19 protein-coding genes are annotated in these 20,914 nt (G+C 57.3%); 14 read left to right on the plus strand and 5 right to left on the minus strand.

The window, feature by feature from the left end; genetic code table 11:
* Positions 1 to 13: 13 nt before the first annotated feature.
* Positions 14 to 1,831, minus strand: a complete 1,818-nt coding sequence (gene mutL, locus AC27VJ_RS02855; protein WP_488682723.1) for a DNA mismatch repair endonuclease MutL — start codon at positions 1,829 to 1,831, stop codon at positions 14 to 16.
* A 341-nt stretch (positions 1,832 to 2,172) separates the two neighbouring features.
* On the opposite strand from mutL, the gene AC27VJ_RS02860 reads away from it, so the two are divergent.
* Together AC27VJ_RS02860 and AC27VJ_RS02865 are read left to right on the plus strand one after the other, a co-directional pair.
* The gene (locus AC27VJ_RS02860) at positions 2,173 to 3,837 is read left to right on the plus strand and encodes a response regulator (protein ID WP_488682724.1); all 1,665 of its coding nucleotides are present in this window, start codon (positions 2,173 to 2,175) and stop codon (positions 3,835 to 3,837) included.
* 137 nt (positions 3,838 to 3,974) lie between these two features.
* Positions 3,975 to 5,336, plus strand: a complete 1,362-nt coding sequence (locus AC27VJ_RS02865) for a putative bifunctional diguanylate cyclase/phosphodiesterase (RefSeq protein WP_488682725.1) — start codon at positions 3,975 to 3,977, stop codon at positions 5,334 to 5,336.
* A gap of 173 nt (positions 5,337 to 5,509) precedes the next feature.
* Here AC27VJ_RS02865 and AC27VJ_RS02870 read toward each other — a convergent pair whose 3' ends face one another.
* From AC27VJ_RS02870 to AC27VJ_RS02885, 4 genes are read right to left on the minus strand one after another with little or no spacing between them, the layout of a single operon-like run.
* The gene (locus AC27VJ_RS02870) at positions 5,510 to 6,397 is read right to left on the minus strand and encodes an SMP-30/gluconolactonase/LRE family protein (protein ID WP_488682726.1); all 888 of its coding nucleotides are present in this window, start codon (positions 6,395 to 6,397) and stop codon (positions 5,510 to 5,512) included.
* A 3-nt stretch (positions 6,398 to 6,400) separates the two neighbouring features.
* Positions 6,401 to 7,030, minus strand: a complete 630-nt coding sequence (locus tag AC27VJ_RS02875) for a 2-dehydro-3-deoxy-6-phosphogalactonate aldolase (protein WP_488682727.1) — start codon at positions 7,028 to 7,030, stop codon at positions 6,401 to 6,403.
* A 12-nt stretch (positions 7,031 to 7,042) separates the two neighbouring features.
* Positions 7,043 to 7,960, minus strand: a complete 918-nt coding sequence (locus tag AC27VJ_RS02880) for a 2-dehydro-3-deoxygalactonokinase (RefSeq protein WP_488682728.1) — start codon at positions 7,958 to 7,960, stop codon at positions 7,043 to 7,045.
* Positions 7,960 to 8,730, minus strand: coding sequence for an SDR family NAD(P)-dependent oxidoreductase (locus AC27VJ_RS02885; protein WP_488682729.1), 771 nt, complete (start codon positions 8,728 to 8,730; stop codon positions 7,960 to 7,962). The genes AC27VJ_RS02880 and AC27VJ_RS02885 overlap by 1 nt, the downstream gene beginning before the upstream one ends.
* Positions 8,731 to 8,847: 117 nt before the next feature.
* On the opposite strand from AC27VJ_RS02885, the gene AC27VJ_RS02890 reads away from it, so the two are divergent.
* The 12 genes from AC27VJ_RS02890 (at position 8,848) to AC27VJ_RS02945 (ending at position 20,784) form a co-directional block, all read left to right on the plus strand.
* Entirely contained in the window at positions 8,848 to 9,648 is an 801-nt protein-coding gene (locus AC27VJ_RS02890; protein WP_488682730.1) for an IclR family transcriptional regulator, read from the plus strand.
* A 174-nt stretch (positions 9,649 to 9,822) separates the two neighbouring features.
* The gene (locus tag AC27VJ_RS02895; protein ID WP_488682731.1) at positions 9,823 to 10,563 is read left to right on the plus strand and encodes a helix-turn-helix transcriptional regulator; all 741 of its coding nucleotides are present in this window, start codon (positions 9,823 to 9,825) and stop codon (positions 10,561 to 10,563) included.
* A gap of 77 nt (positions 10,564 to 10,640) precedes the next feature.
* The gene (locus AC27VJ_RS02900) at positions 10,641 to 11,864 is read left to right on the plus strand and encodes a CmpA/NrtA family ABC transporter substrate-binding protein (protein ID WP_488682732.1); all 1,224 of its coding nucleotides are present in this window, start codon (positions 10,641 to 10,643) and stop codon (positions 11,862 to 11,864) included.
* A 177-nt stretch (positions 11,865 to 12,041) separates the two neighbouring features.
* A complete protein-coding gene (locus AC27VJ_RS02905; protein ID WP_488682733.1) occupies positions 12,042 to 13,166 on the plus strand; it encodes an Mrp/NBP35 family ATP-binding protein in 1,125 nt (374 codons plus the stop codon).
* Positions 13,167 to 13,567: 401 nt separating this feature from the next.
* Positions 13,568 to 14,545 (plus strand): magnesium transporter CorA family protein, encoded by a 978-nt coding sequence (locus AC27VJ_RS02910; protein WP_113088701.1) that lies wholly within the window; start codon positions 13,568 to 13,570, stop codon positions 14,543 to 14,545.
* A 93-nt stretch (positions 14,546 to 14,638) separates the two neighbouring features.
* Positions 14,639 to 16,477 carry a potassium transporter Kup gene (locus tag AC27VJ_RS02915; RefSeq protein ID WP_488683174.1) on the plus strand — a complete coding sequence of 613 codons (1,839 nt, stop codon included), beginning with the start codon at positions 14,639 to 14,641 and terminating at the stop codon, positions 16,475 to 16,477.
* A gap of 184 nt (positions 16,478 to 16,661) precedes the next feature.
* Positions 16,662 to 17,831, plus strand: coding sequence for a cell wall hydrolase (locus tag AC27VJ_RS02920; RefSeq protein WP_488682734.1), 1,170 nt, complete (start codon positions 16,662 to 16,664; stop codon positions 17,829 to 17,831).
* Between the two features lie 270 nt (positions 17,832 to 18,101).
* Positions 18,102 to 18,467, plus strand: a complete 366-nt coding sequence (locus AC27VJ_RS02925; RefSeq protein ID WP_113088699.1) for an AtpZ/AtpI family protein — start codon at positions 18,102 to 18,104, stop codon at positions 18,465 to 18,467.
* 65 nt (positions 18,468 to 18,532) lie between these two features.
* Positions 18,533 to 19,282, plus strand: a complete 750-nt coding sequence (locus tag AC27VJ_RS02930; RefSeq protein WP_111840962.1) for a F0F1 ATP synthase subunit A — start codon at positions 18,533 to 18,535, stop codon at positions 19,280 to 19,282.
* A 71-nt stretch (positions 19,283 to 19,353) separates the two neighbouring features.
* Positions 19,354 to 19,581, plus strand: coding sequence for a F0F1 ATP synthase subunit C (locus tag AC27VJ_RS02935; protein WP_027673924.1), 228 nt, complete (start codon positions 19,354 to 19,356; stop codon positions 19,579 to 19,581).
* A gap of 77 nt (positions 19,582 to 19,658) precedes the next feature.
* A complete protein-coding gene (locus AC27VJ_RS02940) occupies positions 19,659 to 20,297 on the plus strand; it encodes a F0F1 ATP synthase subunit B (protein WP_488682735.1) in 639 nt (212 codons plus the stop codon).
* Between the two features lies 1 nt (position 20,298).
* Complete coding sequence (locus AC27VJ_RS02945) at positions 20,299 to 20,784, plus strand: F0F1 ATP synthase subunit B (protein WP_113088697.1); 486 nt, start codon at positions 20,299 to 20,301, stop codon at positions 20,782 to 20,784.
* Positions 20,785 to 20,914: the final 130 nt, after the last annotated feature.

Here is a 20,914-nt window from a genome sequence, read left to right on the forward strand (position 1 = left end):
GTGCGGGAATGTCTCAACTTCTGCCAAACAGTTTTTCGATGTCCGCAAGCTTCAGCTCAATATAGGTCGGACGTCCGTGGTTGCATTGGCCGGAACCCGGCGTGTTTTCCATCTGCCGCAGCAGCGCGTTCATCTCCTCCGGTCGCATGCGACGGCCTGAGCGCACCGAGCCATGGCAGGCCATGGTGGCGGCGACATATTCCAGCTTGTTGGCAAGACTGCCTGCCGTGTCCCATTCAGCGATCTCGTCGGCCAGTTGCCGCATCAGCCCCTGCACATTGACCTCACCCAACATCGCCGGTGTCTCGCGCACCGCTACGGCTCCCGGCCCGAAGCGCTCGATGGCAAGCCCCATACTGTCGAAGCCCTCGGCATGTTCCATCAGCCGGTCGCAGTCTTCTTCCGGCAGATCGATGATTTCGGGAATGAGAAGGACCTGCGAGGGCGGGCGCTTGGAATGCAGGGCTTTGCGAATTTCCTCGAAGACAAGCCGCTCGTGGGCGGCATGCTGATCGACAATGACGAGACCGTCTTCCGTCTGAGCAACGATGTAATTGGCGTGCACCTGCGCCCGCGCGGCCCCCAGCGGATAACGGGCAGTGTCTGTTACTGCTGTCGCATTGTCTGTGGGGTCGGCTCTCTCCGCCCGCGCCGTCGGCATGGTGATGTCGTTGAATTGCGATTGCGCGGTTTCGCGCAGCGCCAGATCGCTTGAGGCAGACAGCGGGCGCGATGGCGAGGTCGCAGGTGTCCATGCTTGGGACGAGAAGGGTCGAACTGTCGAAGGGCTGTAGCCGGGGCGAAACGCATTCATCATCTGCGCCGCGCCTGTCGTTGCGGCCCGGTCCCCCTCCCGGCTCAATGCCTGCCGCACGGCCCCGACGATCAGCCCGCGGATGAGGCCAGGGTCGCGAAAGCGCACATCGGATTTTGCCGGATGCACATTCACATCCACCAGCGCCGGGTCGAGCTGCAAGGACAGAACCGCAATCGGGTAACGGCCATGTGGAATGGTTTCGGCATAGGCACCGCGAATGGCCGATAGCAAAAGCTTGTCCTGCACCGGGCGGCCATTGACGAACATATATTGATGGGCCGAATTGCCACGATTGAAGGTCGGAACGCCTGCAAATCCGGTCAAGGTCACGTCTTCGCGCTCGGCATCGATCTCGATGGCATTGTCCTTGAAGTCGGCGCCAAGAATCTGCGCCATGCGCGCCAGATGGTCATCGCCCGTTGCTGGAAACTCCAGCGTCGAGCGGTCGGTGCCCGACAGCACGAAGCGGATATGCGGAAAGGCAATCGCCATGCGCTTGACGATTTCGGTGATTGCAGCCGCTTCCGCCTTTTCGGTCTTGAGGAATTTCAGACGCGCGGGCGTGGCGAAGAAGAGATCGCGGACTTCAACGATGGTGCCGGTGTTGGATGGTGCTGGCCGCACCGGCGAAAGCTTGCCACCGGCAACCGAGATGATAGCACCTTCTGCGGCACCCTGCTGGCGGCTGGTAATGGTCAGCTTGGCAACGGAGCCGATGGAGGGTAGGGCCTCTCCACGAAAACCCAGCGTGCGGATATCGTCCAGCGTTGCTGAAATCTTCGAGGTGCAATGCCTGCGGATCGCCAGTTCCAGATCGGCGGGCGACATGCCGCAGCCATTATCCGAAATGCGCACCAGCCCCTTGCCGCCGCCTGCGGTGGCGATCTCGATGCGGGTCGCACCAGCATCGATGGCGTTTTCTATCAGTTCCTTGGCGGCACTCGAAGGGCGTTCGATGACTTCGCCGGCGGCAATCTGATTGATCAGGGTTTCTGAGAGCTGTTTGATGGACATGGGTGCCATTTTCGTGGATTCGTGCGTCTTGTGAAAGCGAAATCACGCAAATCACCGGCCATGGCTTGGTTGTCCCGCTAAATATTTCTTGCACACAACGTTAAGTACCTCTTAAGGGAAAACTTCTAGGGTGCAGTCAGCTTGGAATGAATGCAGTATTATGTCCTTTCAGCATAGCGAAGGGGATATATGTGGCGGAAAGCAGGGGCCGCCACCCGATCTAGACCAATCTGCTTCAAGCACTGATCCCGCATGTCCGATTTCTTTAGCCATTTCCGTGTGGTCGTTGGCCAGTTTTTGTGAGTGTATTTCGCTTTGAGACGTGCGTGTGAGGGATTGCAATGAATGACGTGGCGTCGATGGGCGCAGATATTCAATCTGCGATGCTCGACGCCGTTTGCGATGCGATTTCCTCTGGGCTGATCATTTATGATCGCCACGATCATATCGTTTTCGCCAATCGCCGTCTTCTGACCTATCTGCCCATCAGCGAAACCAAGCTTGTCGTCGGCACACGCCTTCGAGATTTTCTGGCGGCCCTTTATGATGGGCGAAAGAATGTCGATAGCGATTCCCTTCCACGCGGTGTGGAGCGCGATGACTGGATTGCCGAGCAACTGGCATCTCACTGGAAAGAGCGTTCGGAAACCGTGGAGCAACGCGGCTGCGACAGGTGGCTGCGCTTCATCAAACGCCGCATGCCCTCAGGCATGGGCATCTGCGTCATCACCGATATTTCCGAACAGAAGAAGCGTGAAGATCAGTGGCGTCTTGATATCGAGCGCGTGCAGCTGACCGAAGAAATTCTGGATACGCTGCCGCTTTCGGTCTTCGTCAAGGATCGCAACACCACCTATGTCGCCGTCAACAAGGCTGGCTGCTCGCTTCTGGAAACGTCTGCCGATCTCATTCTCGGGCGCACGGTATCGGATATCCATTCCGAACCGCTCGCCTCGCGCATCGATGCAATGGATCGCCATGTGCTGGAAAGTGGCAGCCCGGCCATTCTGCCGGAGCGGGTGACGCGCCTGACGGGTGAGGAAGTCCTCGTCATCACCCGAAAGCAGCGCGTTGGTAATCCGGGCCGGTATTTTCTGGTCACGACCATGGATGACGTCACTGCCTTTGCAGCGGCGGGAACGGATGGCAGCAGCGTCATTCGCGGCCTGGAACATATGTCTTTTACGCCGTCATCCTATATGGATGACGAACACCATCAGGCCTCGCAGCTGTTGACGGGCCGCAGCATTCTTCTGGTCACGCCCAATACCGCGCTTGGCGAAGTCGCGCGTCGCAAAATGACCGCGGTCGGCGTGGATTGCGCGGTCGTGACCAGCCATGACGAACAAAAGGCCTTCATGGAATTTGCCGCATCGGCCAATGTCCGGGTCGATCTTGTGGTCGTCGATGTTCAACTGGACATCGTCTGTCTCGATCTGCCCCAGACCTATGGCGTGGATGCCATGACGGTTGATGACTTCCAGCTTGAAAGCTCGCTGATCAACCAGATCACCCGCCATTTCCGGCTCAAGAACAGCGCTCTGTCCTCGCAGCAGGCGGATGGAAGCTGGGAAATTTCCACCGGCAACCTGCCGTCCCCGGCCAAGAAGGCGACGCTTGACGTTCTCGTTGCGGAAGACAACGACATCAACAAGATCGTCTTTTCGCAAATCCTCGAAGGTCTGGGCCTGAGCTACAAGATCGCTGCCACTGGCAAGCTGGCACTGCAAATCTTCGAGCAGGACAAGCCCACTTTCGTCCTGATGGATACGACCTTGCCGGACTTCGATGGTTTCGAGGCGGCACGCAGGCTGCGCAAAATCATGGGCGCGGAGCGCATTCACACGCCCATCATCGGCGTCGTGCCGCTGGCATTTGAAGGTGACCGGCAGGCCTGCCTCGATGCGGGCATGGACGATATGATGCTCAAGCCCATCAGTCCCGATATGGTGGAAGCCATGATCAAACGGCACCTGCCGCAGCGCGAACATCGCATTCGTGGATGATCGACGCAAATTACGTGCAGCAGAGGCATTCCCCTGAAAATCGATGGCTATTTCGCAGAGTTTAGCGATAGTGTTTTCTTAAGAATCAAATCACATTGTCTGCGAAAATCTCATAGTCCGTTGATCAGGATGTGCGCATGAAATCCCCAGTACAGAATGCGCCGCAGGTCAGCCAGCACGAGTTGCAGGCCATGGCTTACAGCGATCCGCTGACGGGTCTGGGCAACCGCTATCGTCTCCGCGACAAGATCCGCATGCTTGCTGCAGAGCGGGCAAGCGATCCCGCCCCCTTCACCATCGGTGTCGCCAACATCGACGGTTTCAAGCCAATCAACGATCTTTTCGGCGTTGAGGCGGGCGATGAAATTCTCTGTCAGGTCGCACATCGCCTCAGGGCCTGTGTGCCGGATGGCGCGGTCGTGACCCGCCACGATGGCGACGAGTTCGCCTTCGTGCTGCCGCTGGTGTTCGAGCGTCTGGGCGCGGAGCGCGTCGGTAACATGATCAAGGACGTGCTGTCTGCCCCTTACGATCTGGGCGACCGCAACGTGCGTCTATCCTCGTCTTTCGGCTTTGCGATCTATCCATTCGCGGGCGAGGATTTCGAGGATTTGCTGAAGAGCGCAGAAACCGCGCTCTACCGTTCGAAACGTCGCGGTCGCGGTCAGATCACCGTCTATTCGCGCGAAATCGCGCAGGAAATGAAGCGCGCTACGCAGCTGGAACAGGCGCTTCGAAACGCTATCATCAGCGATGCGGTCGATGTGCATTTCCAGCCCATCGTGCGCCTCAGCGACGCCACGGTCATCGGCTTCGAGGCCCTTGCGCGCTGGAACGATCCCGATCTCGGCTTCGTATCACCCGCCGTCTTCGTGCCATTGGCAGAAGAGCGCGGCTTTATCGACGCACTGTCCGAAACGCTGCTGCGCAAGGCGGCGGAGGCGGCCCTTTCATGGCCGCGAGAACTGTTTCTGTCCTTCAATCTATCGTCCGCACAGTTGATGGACCCGACGACGGCGGAAAACATTCTGTCGATCCTGCGGCGCGTGGGTCTCGATCCACGCCGGCTGGAACTGGAAATCACCGAAACGGCGGTCATGACATCCGCCGATACTGCCCAGCGCATCATCAGTGAACTTCAGCAGGCGGGCGTGCGCATTTCCCTTGATGATTTTGGCACGGGCCAGTCGAGCCTTGGGCGTCTGCGGGACTTCTCCTTCGACAAGGTCAAGATCGACCGTGCCTTCGTCTCACGCATCAGCACCGACCGACCGTCCGAACACATCATCAAGGCCATTGTCGCCATGTGCGATGGGCTGGATCTTGAGGTTGTCGCAGAGGGTATCGAAGACAAGACGGAAGCGGAAAAACTGCGCAGCCTCGGTTGCGCCATGGGTCAAGGCTATTTCTACGGCCGCCCGGCGGATGCCGCCGCGACCCATCGCTATCTCCAGCAAAACTACCGCGACTTGCCAGCGTCTGGCTTGGATTTCGGGTAGCAATCTTTTTCCAAGGTTGTTTTGGTTCTCCGTCATCCCGCACTTGATGCGGGATCCAGTGCGATCAAGTCTTTGATCGCAGAAGACTCCTTCTCGCCGCAGACGCGGCTCTGCTGGATTCCGGCTCAGGGCCGGAATGACGGGGAAATGTTTGGGTCATCCCAAAAAGGGCATCAAACCCTATAAGCCCCATCCAGCACACCCTTCACCTCGATCCCGAGATCAAAGGTCGTGCCGAACAGCGGGTTGGCCTTCACCGTCGCGTCGTCCAGACCTTCGCAGGCGGAGGTGACGGCGAGGCGATTGGCGGTCGCGCCGAAGAATGCCGGGCAGGTCGTCTGCTTTGCTGGCACCTCATAGCGGTCGAGATGTTGGCCGGTCGGGGAATAGCGGTCCACGGCACCCATGCCCCAGCGGGCGTTCCAGATGTGGCCATCAGCATCGCAAACCGATCCGTCGATGCCACCATCCTTGCCTGCCTGATCGACAAGCACCTTGCCGGGGCCGGTTGGCAGGCCAGTGGCTGGATCGAGCGGGACGGCCATCAGCTTGTTGGCCCGCGTGTCGACATAATAGCCGGTCGCGCCATCTGGCGAGAAGCAGATGGAGTTGGAGATGCTGATGTTCTCGAACAGTGTCGTCACCACGCCCTTGGCGACATGGTAGATGCCGCCTGCGCCGTCTTCGGCCTTCTTGCCCATGGTGCCGATCCATAATGCGCCGCTCTGGTGCACGCGACCGTCGTTAGAGCGGTTGCCGGGTTTGCCGGGCTCGAAATCGGCGTGGAGGAAGAGATCGCCCGTTGCACGGTCGCGGATGAACAGGCCTTCGTCGGAGGCCAGCAACTGGCGCTTCTCATCGATCCGCGCCACGACGCTCGCCATGAAGGGCAGGGCATGTACGGTTTTTTCACCCGTCGCCGGATCGAGTTCGTGCAGTTCCTTGCCGAGAATGTTCAGCCAGCAGAGCCTGTTGGTCAGCGGATCGAAGCTTGGTCCTTCACCCAGATGCATCTGTGTCGCGTCCAGCACCTTGCCTGCAAATGTGTGGATGTCAGCCATGGCTCAAGCTCCCATCGCGATATCATAGGCCTTGACGGTGACGAGCGCGCGCTCATGCACATCTGCTGCTGTCATGCCAGGCTTGTAGAGACTGGTGCCAAGGCCGAAGGCTGTGACGCCGATGCTGGTGTAGTCGCTGAAATTCTTGTCGGAAACGCCGCCGACAGCCGCAACCATCGTGTCCTTGGGCAGAATGGCGCGGATGGCGTTGATGCCGGATGGGCCCAGAACACTGGCGGGGAAGAATTTGAGGCCGGTGGCACCAGCTTTCAGCGCCAGCAGAGCTTCCGTCGGTGTCAAAACACCGGGCATGGTGACCATGCCCTTTTCGCGCGCCGCCGTGATGACCTCGACATCGACGTTCGGGCTGACCATCAGCTTGCCGCCTGCCGCATCCAGATTCTTCACATCCTCAACCGTCAGCACGGTGCCAGCACCGATCAGCGCATCTGCCGGGGCAAGCTTTGCAGCAATTTCGATGGAGCGGAAAGCGTCCGGCGAATTGAGCGGGATTTCAATGGCGCGCAGGCCGCTTTCCAGCAGCACGTTGACCACGCCCTCGGTTTCTTCCGGCCGGATGCCGCGCAGAATGGCAACGAGCGGATACTTCATTGGTGGGAAGGGAATACGCATGCAAAAATCTCCTCAGTGCCAGATGGCATGTGCGGCGGCGACAAGCCCGTGACGAACGGCTTCATCGGCATCGATGGTTACGAAATTGATGGACAGGGCGTCGAAGGCCGCCTTGTAAAGCGCACCCAATGCGCCGGATGCAATCAGCACCACCTTTGCGCTTTTCGGTGCGGTGGAATGGGCGCCAGCAATCTCCAGCCCGATCATGGTACCGGAAAGCTTTGCCTTCGCATCTGTCGCGGAAAGGCCGTGCAGCAGTTGCCCGGACCGCACCGTAAACAGCCGGTTCGTCGCCATTTGCGGGTTGGCGTAGCTATCCGCCACGGCAGCGCGGAAAGCGGGAAGATCACCGGTAAAGGCTTCCGCATCCGCAATAGCATGCGACAGGATGGAGTGTTTGGAAATGACGTCGAACAATTCGCCGGTCATGAAGGTGGAAAAGCCGGTGACTTTCAGATTGCTGACGCTGACCCATTTGGAATGGGTGCCGGGCATGCAAACCAGTTGCTCGCCGGTTTTGTAATCGGCGGACAACGCACCCAGAAGCTGGGTTTCTTCACCGCGAATGACGTCGGGCGTTTCTGCCGCGCGCTGGGCAAGACCCGGCAGAATACGGATATCATCTGCCTGACCCGGCACACGCACTGCACCCTTCAAAACCTCTGAGAGATCGGCGGGCACATCCACATAGCCTGCTTCGACCCAGCCTTGCCGCGCACCGGCCATGCCGCAGATAATGACCGGAAGGCCGGATGGTGCGGAAAGGGCGGTAAGATGGGAGGCCAGCACTTCCGGGAAGCCGGTTTTCATGGCCGTGGTCATGCCCTCGGCGCTGCGTCGCTCGCCCAGTATGTCGCCGGATTTGCTCATCAGCCAAAGCCGGAAACTGGTCGTACCCCAGTCCACGGCAACAAATGCGGCATCGGACATTACAAAAGACCTCCATCGATGATGATTGTTTGGGCCGTCATGGCGGCAGATGCCGAAGAGGCCAGAAAGAGACAGGGACCGGTAAGATCATCCGCCGTCAATGCGCGCTTGAGGCATTGGCGGGAAACCCCTTGCGAAATCGAATCGTTGGTCAGCCAGAGTTCCTTTTGCCGCTCGGTCACGATCATGCCCGGCAGAATAGCGTTGACTCGGATGTTTTCAGGCCCGAGTCGTCCGGCGAGGCTTTTCGTCAGGCCGACGATACCGGCTTTTGCCGCAGCATAGGCCGGCAATTCGCCCATATTCAACAAGTAGGAAATGGACGAGAAATTGATGATTGAAGCACCATGCGCCTTGCGCAGATAGGGCAGCGCCGCTTGTGTTACGAAAAACACCGGCTTCAGATTGACCGCGTGGTTCGCATCCCAATAATCGCTGGTCACGGTGTCGATATCGTGTCGGTCATCCCAGGCGGCGTTGTTTACCAGAACCTTGATGCCGCCAGTCGCTTCTGCCGCCGTCTCCACGGCATGCGCCAGTCGGGATTGGTCGCGAAGATCGGCCTCGATGAATGTTACGGGATGCCGGGTTTTCCGGGATAGCGTTTCGACAAGGTTTTGGCTGGCGGAAACATTGATGTCGATGAAGGTGACTTTTGCGCCTTGCTCGGCAAAGGCCGTAACCAGCGATGCGCCGATGCCCGAACCGCCGCCGGTGATGAGAACGCCCTGATCCGCAAATTCGGAAAACTGTCCAGAATTTTCCGCCATCACGCCTCCCAGTACGGATTGCAAGTTCCATTATTTGGAACTAAGTTTCATTTGACGGAATAGTGCCCTTTCCGCCTCTGAAATGTCAAGCGCGGCAATGTCGCACACGGAGATCAAATGGCGTCCCATTCTACCGAAAAGACAACGGATAGCACCACCGGAACGTTAGGAAAGGCAATCGCGCTGCTGGAACTGGTCGTCATGTCGCCGCAGCCGCTTCGCTTCACCGATATCCTCCAGCGCTCCGGCCAGCCGCGTGGCACGCTCCATCGGCAGCTTGTTCATCTGCTCGAAGAGGGCCTGTTGGAGCAGAAGGACGACCAGACCTATGTCGCGGGCGTGCGGCTTCTGACATTCGCTTCACAGGCATGGAGCGGCAACGACCTGCGCTCCATCGCCGCACCACATCTGCGTGTTTTGCATGAAAAGACACAGGAATCTGTTCATCTCGGCGTGCTGCGCGGTGCCGAAATCGTCTATCTCGACAAGATCGATGGCAAGCATGCGGTGCGCATGTATTCGCAGATCGGACGCGTGTCCCCGGCCTATTGCACCGGCGTCGGCAAGGCTGCGCTTTCGCTGCTTTCCGATGCGGAACTGGATGACGTTGCAAGCGCAATGGCCTTTCATCCCTACACGCAAAACACCATTATTTCTGCAACCCAGCTAAAACAAGAAATTAATAATATTCGACACTGCGGATACGGCTTCGATCTCGAGGAGCACGAGACCGGAATTCAGTGCATCGCGGTACCGGTTTCGGCGCGGGGCAGATATTTTCACGCCGCCATCTCCGTCACCGGACCGGCCTACAGACTAACGCGAGAGCGCCTTGAAGGCTGGTCTGAGCTGGTGCAGGAAGCAGCGCGGAATATTTCTTTAGATATTTCGGTGCGTCTGCCGCCTGCGCAAGAATGAAGCCATAGAAATTATCTGTAAATGTACAATAACAATCTTTAGATTCGAAAATGATATGAAACTTCGTATCAACTTTTGTTTGCAAAAATATAACGAATTGGTAATTATTGCCGTAACAATTTTCTGTTAGCCAGATTCATCCTTTTAAGCTTACCTTGTAAAGAATCAGAACCAATGTTGAAGCCAGAGATTTCCAGTTCTACGCTTCCCGGTGCAGAATGCGCGGAGGAGATTGCCGAACTGAAAACCCAGTTCGATATTTTCCGTTTTCTCAAGAAGATAACGGAAGCCTGGGGCATGAAAGCCTTCATGGTGCTCAACCTTCCGTCCCATATTTCCCTGGAGCTGTCGCAGCATACTGTCATTACCAATTGGCCTGCAGAGCTTCTGCATCAATATGACAATGCGGGCCTGCTGAGCCGGAGCAATGTATTTCGCACCCTGAGGCAGTCTTCTGTACCCTTTCTCGTCGATGCCGATCTTGCGTTGCAGGGCCATGGTGATGCGGCGGCCAAAACCGTTGCGGAGTTGTTCGACCGCTTCGATATGAAAACGTCGCTGTGGTGCCCCGTGCATGATCCCTCGGGTCAAAGGGGCGCAGTGTCGTTTCACGGCAACAAGACGATGTTCCAGCCCAGATGCATCGCTGAAATTTCTTTCTTAGCCGCACATGTTTTCAGCCGTCTCGCCTATGTGCGCAGTCTCGATGCCCGCATCCCCGAAACGCTGACAGATCGAGAGATTGACTGTCTCAACTGGACAGCAGCAGGAAAGACCAGCGCGGAGATCGCTGAAATTCTCGTTCTGTCCGAGCATACGGTCAATCATTACCTCAATCGCGCGACCAAAAAGCTCAATACGGTCAACCGCACACAGGCCGTTGCAAAAGCGTTGCGCGTTGGCCTGATAAAATAGGAATATTTTCGATTTTTTGATTGTACTCTGCATCAACGTGCGCAATTCTCGAATCGCCCACGGCAGAGGAGATTCGTTTGTCGGCTTCGAAAAGCTTCAAGGCTGGTTTTTCTCCGACAATTGATTGTGCGGTTCTTGTTGTCGCAGCCGAAAAAGGTTTCGCCACGGATGAGGGGCTTTCCCTCGAACTCGTTAAAAAAGCATCTGCACGCGAGTTGCTTGCCGGATGGGAAAAGGGCGATCTCCACGGCCTGCATCTGTCCGCATCCCTGCCGGTTGCTTCCGCCCTGGGCCTGCCCGATCTTCCCGCTGATCTGATCGCCCCCTTTGTTCTTGCCACAGGCGGCGCGACCTTTGCCGTCTCGCAGATAGTGCATGACGATCTGGTCGAGCAGGGTATGAAAATCCCTGATCCCGGCACGGTCGCCCGGGCGCTTGCCCGCGTGGCGGCATCGCGCCAGACGGCGGGGTTGAAACCGCTCAAGCTTGCAGTCGAACATCCTCTGGCAGTGTCGATGTTCGAACTGCGTTATCTCCTGGACAATGCCCGCCTGCGCCTTGAGCGTGACATCACGCTTGTAGAAGTGGCACCCGCCGCCATGCCGCAAATGCTGGAAGCGGGTGAGATCGATGGTTTCTATGTTGCAGAACCCTATGGTACCGCTGCCGTTCTGCGCGGAACGGCGAGGATCATCACCACCAAATCCCACATCTGGCAGAATGCGCCGGAAAAGGTGCTGGCCGTCTCGCGGGATTGGGCAGGGGCCGAACCGGCAACACTGGAAGCGCTGTTGCGTGCCCTTTACCGCGCTGGCGAATGGTGCGCCATCAACGCCAATATAGAAGAATTGGCAGGCATTCTGGCCGCACCCCATTATCTCGATATGGAGGGTGATCTCATTCTGCCGGCACTCACCGGCTTTATCTCGCATTCGCCTGCCCGCATGCTGGAATGCAGCGGCTTCTTTTCCACCAGCGGCAAGGCGGCGAATTTCCCCTGGCAGAGCCAGGCGCTGTGGTTCTTTTCGCAGATGCTGCGGTGGAACGATTGCCCGCCGGAATTCTCAGGCGATGTCAAAGCCTATGAGGCAGCCTGCGAGGCCTTCCGCCCGGATATTTTCCGCAAGGCGATCAAGCCGCTTTTCGCCCCTGTGCCATCAGCCAATATGAAGCTGGAGGGTACACTGCACATGCCGGTCGATGTCGGTGCCTCCCGGTCCGGCCTCGTACTAGGCCCGGATGCGTTTTTCGATGGTCGTGTCTTCGATCCGGAAAAATTCGATACCGGTAGCGAAAGCTGATCAATCCATTCTGTGATGAGCCGGATTGCGCTTTATCATTGGCGAAACCCGCACGCTTGGTTATTGAAGACCAACACATGGAAGCGTTGAACGCTCTCATTACTGAAATCTACGCATCGTGCTGTCCCAAATCTTTGTGAGTTGCGGGCCGAGGCTGTGGGTATAACGGACATTGACATGACACAGGTCGATAAGAAGCAGATCGAACAGGCACTGGAAAACGTCGTCTATCCGGGCGGCGACAGAAGCATCATGGCGCTTGGCATGGTGTCGGAAATATTCATTGCCGATGCCAAGGCCTTCTTCTCCATCACTGTTCCGGCAGACAAGGCCGATTCCATGGAGCCGCTGCGGCTGGCAGCCGAAAAGGCAGCACTCGGCGTGCACGGCATCAAATCCGCCATGGTGGCGCTCACGGCGGATCGTAAAGCTGGCTCTGCTCCTGCCCCAAAAGCCCCACCGCCACCGGCAAAGTCCGTAGCTCCGCAGCCCCGCACAAAAGCTGGTGTTCCCGGCATCGGTGCGATTATTGCCGTCGCATCCGGCAAGGGCGGGGTGGGAAAATCCACGACCGCCGTCAATCTGGCGCTTGGTCTTCAGACGCTTGGCCTACGCGTCGGCATTCTCGATGCCGATATTTACGGCCCCTCGCTGCCGCGACTGTTGAAACTGTCCGGTCGCCCGCAGCAGGCGGAAGGCCGCATCATCATTCCCATGGAAAATTATGGCCTGAAGGTCATGTCCATGGGTTTTCTGGTGGATGAAGAAGCGGCGATGATCTGGCGTGGGCCGATGGTCCAATCCGCCCTGATGCAGATGCTGCGGGAAGTGGCATGGGGCGAGCTCGATGTTCTCGTTCTCGACATGCCGCCCGGCACCGGGGACGCGCAGCTGACCATCGCCCAGCAGGTGCCGCTGGCCGGTGCCGTCATCGTCTCGACGCCGCAGGATCTGGCGCTGATCGATGCGCGCAAGGGCATCACCATGTTCCGCAAAGTCGAGGTGCCGCTTTTGGGTGTCATCGAAAATATGAGTTATTTCATCGCACCGGATACGGGCGCACGCTACGATATTTTTGGCCATGGCGGGGCGCGCGCGGAAGCAGAGCGTATCGGCGTTCCCTTCCTCGGGGACGTGCCGCTCACCATCTCCATCCGCGAATTGTCGGATGCCGGAACACCTGTCGTGGTGGCAGAGCCGGATGGACCGCAAGCCCAAATTTACCGAGATATTGCAGAGAAAGTCTGGACACAGGTGGGGGCAGGACTGCGCAAGCCCGCGCCACGCATTGTCTTCGAATAACGACGCCTGATCGATGCAGTCCACGCATAGCACTCGTTCTCTAGCACAACTTGACACGCCCGCGCTTAGGTAGAAAGCGCGGGCGAATTTCTGTTTTAACGAGAGTAAGCCCTGACCATATCTGCTTCCGAAAACGCGGTAACGCTTTGAATGTAGGATAGTTTCTTCAGAATTATCGGCTAGGAAAAGCAAGCGGGTTGGGAAGGCGATGGGTGCGGCTTCGCTCGGGGTGAAAAGCAGCTGTAAAAGCGCTGCGAAAAATACCCCTTGATTCTTGAAGGCATTGAGAGCATAGCCCTGCGCCGTTTGATCCGCCGTCCATCCGGGCGTTTGCGGAAGCCACACATGATGTGTTAGAGCAGCATATCGACCTCTGTCGGTGTGCTGACCGGAGAAACTGATTGATCAAAGCCTATCGCTCGAATTGCGAGGCAATCAGCCTGTCGGCGGACCGTTCGGTCCCGCAGATTTCGGACGATATTGTCTGGATCGATCTCATCAATCCCGAAAGAGCCGAAGAGCTTTACGTCGAAAATCTACTCGGCGTCGAATTGCCCACCCGCGAAGATCTGAAAGACATCGAACCATCCAGCCGCCTTTACGTGGAAGATGGCAATGTCTTCATGACCGGTTCTCTGGTTTGGAATGCGGATTCCAAAGACCCACGGCTGACGGATGTCGCTTTCATTCTCGCCGGAAAACGCTTGGTCACCATCCGTTACGCAGAGCCGAAATCCTTCAATCTCTTCATTGGTGCCATTTCTCGCGTTCCACATGAGATGCGCAGCGGCACGGCACTGCTGTTGAAGCTTCTTGAAACCATTGTGGATCGCACCGCCGAAATTCTGGAAAATTCCGTCGTCCGCATCGATGATGTGGCCGCAGGCATTTTCGGAGAGCAGGCGCGCAGCAAGCGCAAGGCACCGCGCTATCTTGAAGACAAGATTGCCGATATCTCCGGCTATCATCGGCTGATATCGAAGGTGCGCGATAGTCTGGCATCGCTTGCCCGTTTGCAATCCTTCCTGCAAGCCACGCCCAATGTGCAGCAGGACAAGGAAAACAAGGAAACGGGCCGTTCCATTGGCCGGGATATCCAGTCCCTGTCGGAACATGCTTCCTTTATATCCGGCAATCTCACCTTTTTGCTGGATGCGTCGCTCGGCATGATCAATGTCGAACAGAACGCCATCATCAAGATTTTCTCCATCGCGTCGGTCGTGTTTTTGCCGCCAACGCTCGTGGCATCCGTTTACGGAATGAACTTTAACGTCATGCCGGAGTTGCAGTGGTCCTATGGATATCCACTGGCAGTCTTCGTCATGCTCATATCGGCCATCATTCCGTTCATCTTTTTCCGTTGGAAGGGCTGGCTCTAACCGGTCAGAATCAACATGTCTCATGCCTTGGATAAGGAACATATCGACAAGCCGGGCGCGGATGATCACCGCCTCAAAGGCTTGTTTCCGGCAATGCTGGGTTCGATCGGCGTCGTGTACGGCGATATCGGCACCAGTCCGCTTTATGCTTTTCGCGAAGCCCTGAAGCCCATCTCGTATGATGGTGTCACCGAAGCGGAGGTCATCGGCCTCATCTCGCTGATGATCTGGGCGCTGACCATCATCGTCACCATCAAATACATCTGTTTCCTGCTGCGCGCAGACAATGACGGCGAAGGCGGCACGCTGTCGCTGCTGGCGCTGTTAATGAAGACCGCCGGTGCCAAACGTGGCGTCCTTATTATGCTGGGCCTCATCGGTGCCGCACTTTTTCTCGGCGATGCGATGATTACGCCAGCTCTTTCCGTCCTTTCGGCGGTGGAAGGCCTGAAACTCGTCACACCGCAGATGGATTCCTTCATCATCCCCATTTCCGTCGGCATTCTGGTTGGCCTGTTTGCCATCCAGTCCCACGGCACGGAAACGGTTGCCAAATTTTTCGGCCCGATCACGGCCGTCTGGTTCATCGTCATGGGCCTCGTCGGGCTGCTGCACATCTCGGATGACTATAGTATCCTCTACGCATTCAATCCCTGGCATGCCGTCGAGTTTCTGATGGCCGAGGGCTTTTACGGTCTTGTCGTTCTTGGTGCTGTCTTCCTGACCATCACCGGTGCTGAAGCGCTCTATGCGGATTTGGGCCATTTCGGACGCAGACCCATTCAGTGGGCGTGGTTCGTGCTGGTGTTTCCGGCGTTGACGCTCAATTATCTCGGGCAGGGCGCTCTGGTTCTCAAAGACCCGGCGGCAATGTCGAATCCATTCTATCTGATGTTCCCGCAATGGGCGATTTTGCCAGCTGTCATCCTGGCAACGGCGGCCACCATCATTGCCAGCCAGGCGGTCATAACAGGCGCGTTCTCACTGGTGCGTCAGGCCATCAACCTCGGCTATCTGCCGCGTATGGAAATCCTGTTCACGTCCGAAACCAATACGGGACAGATCTACCTTCCATCCGTCAACACCGTTCTCCTGTTGGGTGTCGTCGCGCTGGTGCTGACCTTCAAAAGCTCGGATGCGCTAGCCACTGCCTACGGTATTTCGGTGACCGGGGCGATGGTCGTTACCAGCCTGCTGTTCTTCCAGTTCGCACGCAGCCATTGGAAATGGTCGAGATCGCTGGCCATGCTGGTTATCTTCCCGTTCATTTCGCTCGAACTGATCTTCCTCGGCGCAAACCTGTTGAAAATCCACGATGGCGGTTATGTGCCGGTGCTGCTGGCCGTTGCCTTCACCATCATCATGACGACATGGCAGCGCGGATCGAAAATCCTGTTTGCCAAAACCCGTCGCACCGATGTGCCGTTGAAGGCCTTCGTCGCATCGGTTGAAAAGGAAAGCGCCCATGCGCCTGTTCGCATTCCCGGCACGGCAATCTTCCTGACCGGCGACCCGGAAACGGCACCTGCCGCACTGCTGCACAATCTCAAGCACAATCACGTTCTGCACGACAAGAACGTCATTCTGACGATCCGCACGGAAGACACGCCGCGTGTTCACCCGGACAAACGCTATACGATCACCAAGGTCAGCGAGCGCTTCGTCGTCGTCGAACTGCATTTCGGCTTCATGGAAACGCAGAACGTCACGCAGGCGTTAGGCTATCTGCGCCGCACCGGCTACAAGTTCGATATCATGTCGACATCTTTCTATCTGGGCAGACGCAAACTCGTGCCAGACCCGAAGTCGGGCATGCCCGGTTGGCAGAACCGTCTGTTCATCGGCCTTGCCGAAACCGCAGCAGACCCTTCGGATTATTTCCGCCTTCCGGCAAACCGCGTGGTGGAACTCGGCTCTCACGTCGTGATCTGATCCACCCGCAATCCTGAATAAGCACGCAAGCGCCATCCTCTCCGCGAGGGTGGCGCTTTCTTTATATGCGGACACGCTAACGTGAAGACGCCCAAACCGGCGCTGTTAACCAAGCATCAAGGTTAATGAGAGATTATCCCGTGCTGTAGCAGTGAGTTGCGTCTGTGTGTCCGGAGTGCTGGTTTTGCGTTCAAGAAAAGTATCGCGTCGCGGGTCCTTCTTCTCGTTTGAGAAATGGACATCGCCTGTCGTCTTCGGCCTTGCCGCATGGCTCGCCTTTCCCTCCTTCGCCGCGCGTGCCGATCTGGCATCGCTTCTCGCCGGGCTTGATGGTGGTGGTGAACAGTGGCGCATGGTGCTGACCAATTCTCCCGCAGGCTCCGTTCATAATGCATCGCTCGCCTTCAACGAAGCAAATCCCGCATCTGCCCTGACCGGTGCCGGAATGGTTACGTCTGATGGTCGCAAGGTCGCCTTCGTGACCGGCAAGAGCGGCAAGCAGACCTCGCCCGATAGCGACCGCGTCAACCGCGCCGCCAAGAAGGGCCGGGTGGTCTCCACCGAAATCATGCAGCCACCAAAATCCTTCACCGCAGGCTCTGTACTACAGCGTACCAGCATGCTGGATATCGAGCCGCTGAAGCGCAAGGACCGCACCGCCTTCGTCAAACAGAAGAAGAGCAACGAGATCGAACTTGCCTCCTTCTATTTCCGCCGCGACGAGACAAAGACGGAAAAAAGCGTTTCGCCCATGGTGGCAGCGCTGATTACCAACCGCACACCGGATGTGCTGGCAACGGCCTACGCGCCGGCCGAACCGGATTTCGCCCGCGAATCGCCGTTCGATGCCATTTTGAAAAAGCCGGAAGCGGGCCGCTTCATTCCGCAGATTTCACCTGACGACCACGCCTGGGCCGCGACGCCTCTGCCAGCAGAGGTGTTTTCCGCCGCCGAACAGCAATGTCTCGCTTCCGGCATCTATTTCGAAGCCCGCGGCGAATCGGTCAAGGGTCAGGCAGCCGTTGCACAGGTCATTCTCAACCGCGTGCGCAATCCCTCCTATCCCAAAACCATCTGCGGCGTGGTCTATCAGAACAAGGATTGGCGCAATCGCTGCCAGTTTTCCTTCGCCTGTGACAATATAAAGGACCGCATCAACTCCGAGCGCCATTGGAAGATGGCCCGCGAAGTGGCCATGGCCACCACCGCTGGCAAAATCTGGCTCAGTGAAGTGGGGTCTGCCACCCACTACCATGCCGTCTATGTGCGTCCGGCCTGGGGCAAATCCATGAAAAAGGTCGGTAGAATCGGCCTGCACGTCTTCTACCGCACCTATGGCGGCGGCTGGAGCTGAGATTTACGGCTTTTTCCCGGGATAAGCGTGTCAAAATTGCCGATTCCTGAAGGCAACGAGGCAAAGAATCCGCGAATATTGCACAAGATATTGATTCAAATACACAATTTTGTATTCGGCGAAGCGCGCTCAATGCCTTGACTAGCGAAGTCCCTAAAACTATGTTGCGCGCGACTTCAGAGCGGGCTGGAACAGGCTTAAAGCCCTGCCGTTTACAACTCCAAAGAGTTCTGGCAATGCCAGTATGGAGACAAAGGGTGGGATTTAGCAATGACCGGCAACCGTAACGATAGTCTGGATGAGCGCCGCAAGCGCCTTGCCGATGAGTTGGCAAAGGTGAAGGCGGAGGACGACGCGGAGGCGAAGACAGAACAGAACGCAGCGGAAAGCCGAAAAGGCTTTGCAATGGCGATCAAGCTGTCTTCCGAGTTTATTTCCGCGGTTATCGTTGGCGCCATGCTGGGTTATCTTCTGGACCATTTTGCTGGCACTTCGCCGTGGGGGATGATCGTTCTTCTTCTTCTCGGGTTCTGTGCGGGTGTGTTGAACGTCCTGCGTTCTGCCGGAGTGGTGGCCAAGCCGCCGCTTCTGGAAGGCGGGCTGGGAAAAGACAAGGGTGGAAAGCAGGGCGACTGATCTCGCCTCTTTCCATGGATAGATAAAGTGCCGTCATGTGCGGCAACAGGTAAAGAGGGCAGCCGGTGGCAAACGATCCGACGCATCAGTTCATTGTACAGCCGATCATCCCGATTGAGATCGGTGGCGTGGATTTTTCGTTCACCAACGCGTCTCTTTTCATGGTTGCTACCGTCGCTGCCGCATCCGGTTTCCTCTATTTCGCAACGTCGAACCGCGGTCTGATCCCAGGTCGTATGCAGTCCGTTGCTGAAATGTCCTATGAATTCATCGCCTCCATGCTGCGCGAAGGTGCTGGCAAGAAGGGCATGGTTTTCTTTCCATTCGTCTTCTCGCTGTTCATGTTCGTTCTGACGGCAAACCTTCTGGGCATGTTCCCGTACTTCTTTACCGTAACCAGCCAGATCATCGTGACCTTCGCACTGTCGTGCCTCGTCATCGGAACGGTCGTCGTTTACGGTTTTTATAAGCATGGCCTGCACTTCCTCGGCATTTTCGCGCCGCAGGGTGTTCCGGCGGTTCTTCTGCCGCTTGTGTCATCGATTGAAATCATCTCCTTCCTGTCGCGTCCGATCAGCCTTTCCGTTCGTCTCTTTGCGAACATGCTGGCAGGTCACATCACGCTGAAGGTTTTCTCGGGCTTCGTCGCTTCCATGGGTGCGCTCGGCGCTCTTGGTATCGGTGGCGCAATCCTGCCCCTCATCATGACGGTCGCAATGACCGGTCTCGAATTTCTCGTCGCCTTCCTGCAGGCATACGTCTTCGCGGTACTGACTTGCATGTACCTGAACGACGCCGTGCATGGCGGTCACTGAGAAGTAAAGTCGCTGGCCCCGAAAACCGGGTGTCAAAAATAGCCGCAACAACCCATTCTAAGGAGCTTAACATGGAAGCGGAAGCAGCAAAGTACATCGGCGCAGGTCTCGCATGCCTCGGCATGGCTGGTACGTCCCTCGCTCTCGGCCGTATCTTCGGCGATTTCTTGTCGGGCGCACTGCGCAACCCGTCTGCCGCTGACAGCCAGTTCGGCCGTCTGGTATTCGGCTTCGCCGTTACGGAAGCTCTGGGCATCTTCTCGCTGCTCGTAGCTCTCCTTCTCCTGTTCGCTGTCTAATATCGGCATCAGGTATGGATCACGGCTCGCCAAGCGTGCCGTGATCCTTCGCATTTGCACTACCCCTGGAGGTGAGCATGTTCGTGACCGAGGCTTTGGCCCAGTCAGCACCGGCGACAAGTGAAACGAATACCGGAACTCCGGCTGTCGGTCAGACCGCTCCGGAAGCAACGCATACGGAAACGGGAGTGGCACATGATGCCGGTCACGCATCCGCAGTGTTTCCGCCGTTCGATCAGTCCACTTACGCATCCCAGCTTCTTTGGCTGGCCATTTCGTTCGGCCTTTTCTACGTGCTCATGAAAAAGGTCATCGTGCCGCGCGTTGGTGGTATTCTCGAAGACCGTCACGGCCGTATCGCACAGGACCTCGATGAAGCATCCCGGCTGAAGGCCGAGGCAGATGCCGCCATCGAAACCTATGAAAAAGAATTGAGCTCCGCTCGCGCCAAGGCCGGCTCTATTGCCGCTGCCGCCCGCGAAGCCGCGAAAGTCAAGGCGGATGCCGACCGCGCAGCAATCGAAGCCGAACTGGCCCAGAAGCTGACCGCTGCGGAAGCCCGTATCGACAGCATCAAGAGCCAAGCATTTGCCGATGTCGGCACCATTGCCGAGGAAACCGCGACCGCAATCGTCGATCAGCTGATCGGCACCAAGGTCAAGGACACGGATGCAAAGGCAGCCGTCGCTGCTGCATCCGCAGTGAAGGGAGCTTGATATGGCGTTCGATGCAACATTTTTCGCTCTCGTCGGTCTTATCCTCTTCTTCGTCCTGATTGCCTATCTCAAGGTTCCAGGCATGCTGGCGAGCTCGCTCGATGAGCGCGCTGGCAACATCAAGGAAGAGCTGGCGGAAGCCAAGCGTCTGCGCGAAGAGGCCCAGCACCTGCTGGCCGAATATCAGCGCAAGCGTAAGGAAGCCGAAGCCGATGCAGCCAACATCATCGCTGCTGCAGAACGCGAAGCCGCTGCCCTCACGGCAGAAGCAAAGGTGAAGACGGAAGAATTCGTCGCCCGCCGCAACGCCCTGTCGGAACAGAAGATCAAGCAGGCAGAAGCCGATGCCATCGGTGCCGTGCGCGCCGCCGCCGTCGATCTCGCCATCGCTGCTTCTGAAAAGCTCATCGCAGAAAAGACAACCGCAGCGGCAAAAGCAAAGCTTTTCAAAGCCGCCGTCAGCGACGTCAAGACGCGTCTGAACTAAGCTACGGTTATCTCGGAAGCATCCGAGATTTAATCGAGAGATTTCAAACCCCTGCCGGGAAACTGGCGGGGGTTTTTCTTTGTCGAAAAGCTGGATGGGTTGAACAATTTGCCTAACCATTTTTTTGCTG

It is taken from the genome of Agrobacterium sp. 20P9.1.2 (assembly GCF_057799395.1).

What these genes read in the sequence shown, in the direction of transcription:
- mutL (WP_488682723.1), bottom strand. Translation starts at nt 1,831, where the DNA reads ATGTCCATCAAACAGCTCTCAGAAACCCTGATCAATCAGATTGCCGCC.
- AC27VJ_RS02860 (WP_488682724.1), top strand. Translation starts at nt 2,173, where the DNA reads ATGAATGACGTGGCGTCGATGGGCGCAGATATTCAATCTGCGATGCTC.
- AC27VJ_RS02865 (WP_488682725.1), top strand. Translation starts at nt 3,975, where the DNA reads ATGAAATCCCCAGTACAGAATGCGCCGCAGGTCAGCCAGCACGAGTTG.
- AC27VJ_RS02870 (WP_488682726.1), bottom strand. Translation starts at nt 6,397, where the DNA reads ATGGCTGACATCCACACATTTGCAGGCAAGGTGCTGGACGCGACACAG.
- AC27VJ_RS02875 (WP_488682727.1), bottom strand. Translation starts at nt 7,030, where the DNA reads ATGCGTATTCCCTTCCCACCAATGAAGTATCCGCTCGTTGCCATTCTG.
- AC27VJ_RS02880 (WP_488682728.1), bottom strand. Translation starts at nt 7,960, where the DNA reads ATGTCCGATGCCGCATTTGTTGCCGTGGACTGGGGTACGACCAGTTTC.
- AC27VJ_RS02885 (WP_488682729.1), bottom strand. Translation starts at nt 8,730, where the DNA reads ATGGCGGAAAATTCTGGACAGTTTTCCGAATTTGCGGATCAGGGCGTT.
- AC27VJ_RS02890 (WP_488682730.1), top strand. Translation starts at nt 8,848, where the DNA reads ATGGCGTCCCATTCTACCGAAAAGACAACGGATAGCACCACCGGAACG.
- AC27VJ_RS02895 (WP_488682731.1), top strand. Translation starts at nt 9,823, where the DNA reads ATGTTGAAGCCAGAGATTTCCAGTTCTACGCTTCCCGGTGCAGAATGC.
- AC27VJ_RS02905 (WP_488682733.1), top strand. Translation starts at nt 12,042, where the DNA reads ATGACACAGGTCGATAAGAAGCAGATCGAACAGGCACTGGAAAACGTC.
- AC27VJ_RS02915 (WP_488683174.1), top strand. Translation starts at nt 14,639, where the DNA reads ATGCTGGGTTCGATCGGCGTCGTGTACGGCGATATCGGCACCAGTCCG.
- AC27VJ_RS02925 (WP_113088699.1), top strand. Translation starts at nt 18,102, where the DNA reads ATGACCGGCAACCGTAACGATAGTCTGGATGAGCGCCGCAAGCGCCTT.
- AC27VJ_RS02935 (WP_027673924.1), top strand. Translation starts at nt 19,354, where the DNA reads ATGGAAGCGGAAGCAGCAAAGTACATCGGCGCAGGTCTCGCATGCCTC.
- AC27VJ_RS02940 (WP_488682735.1), top strand. Translation starts at nt 19,659, where the DNA reads ATGTTCGTGACCGAGGCTTTGGCCCAGTCAGCACCGGCGACAAGTGAA.
- AC27VJ_RS02945 (WP_113088697.1), top strand. Translation starts at nt 20,299, where the DNA reads ATGGCGTTCGATGCAACATTTTTCGCTCTCGTCGGTCTTATCCTCTTC.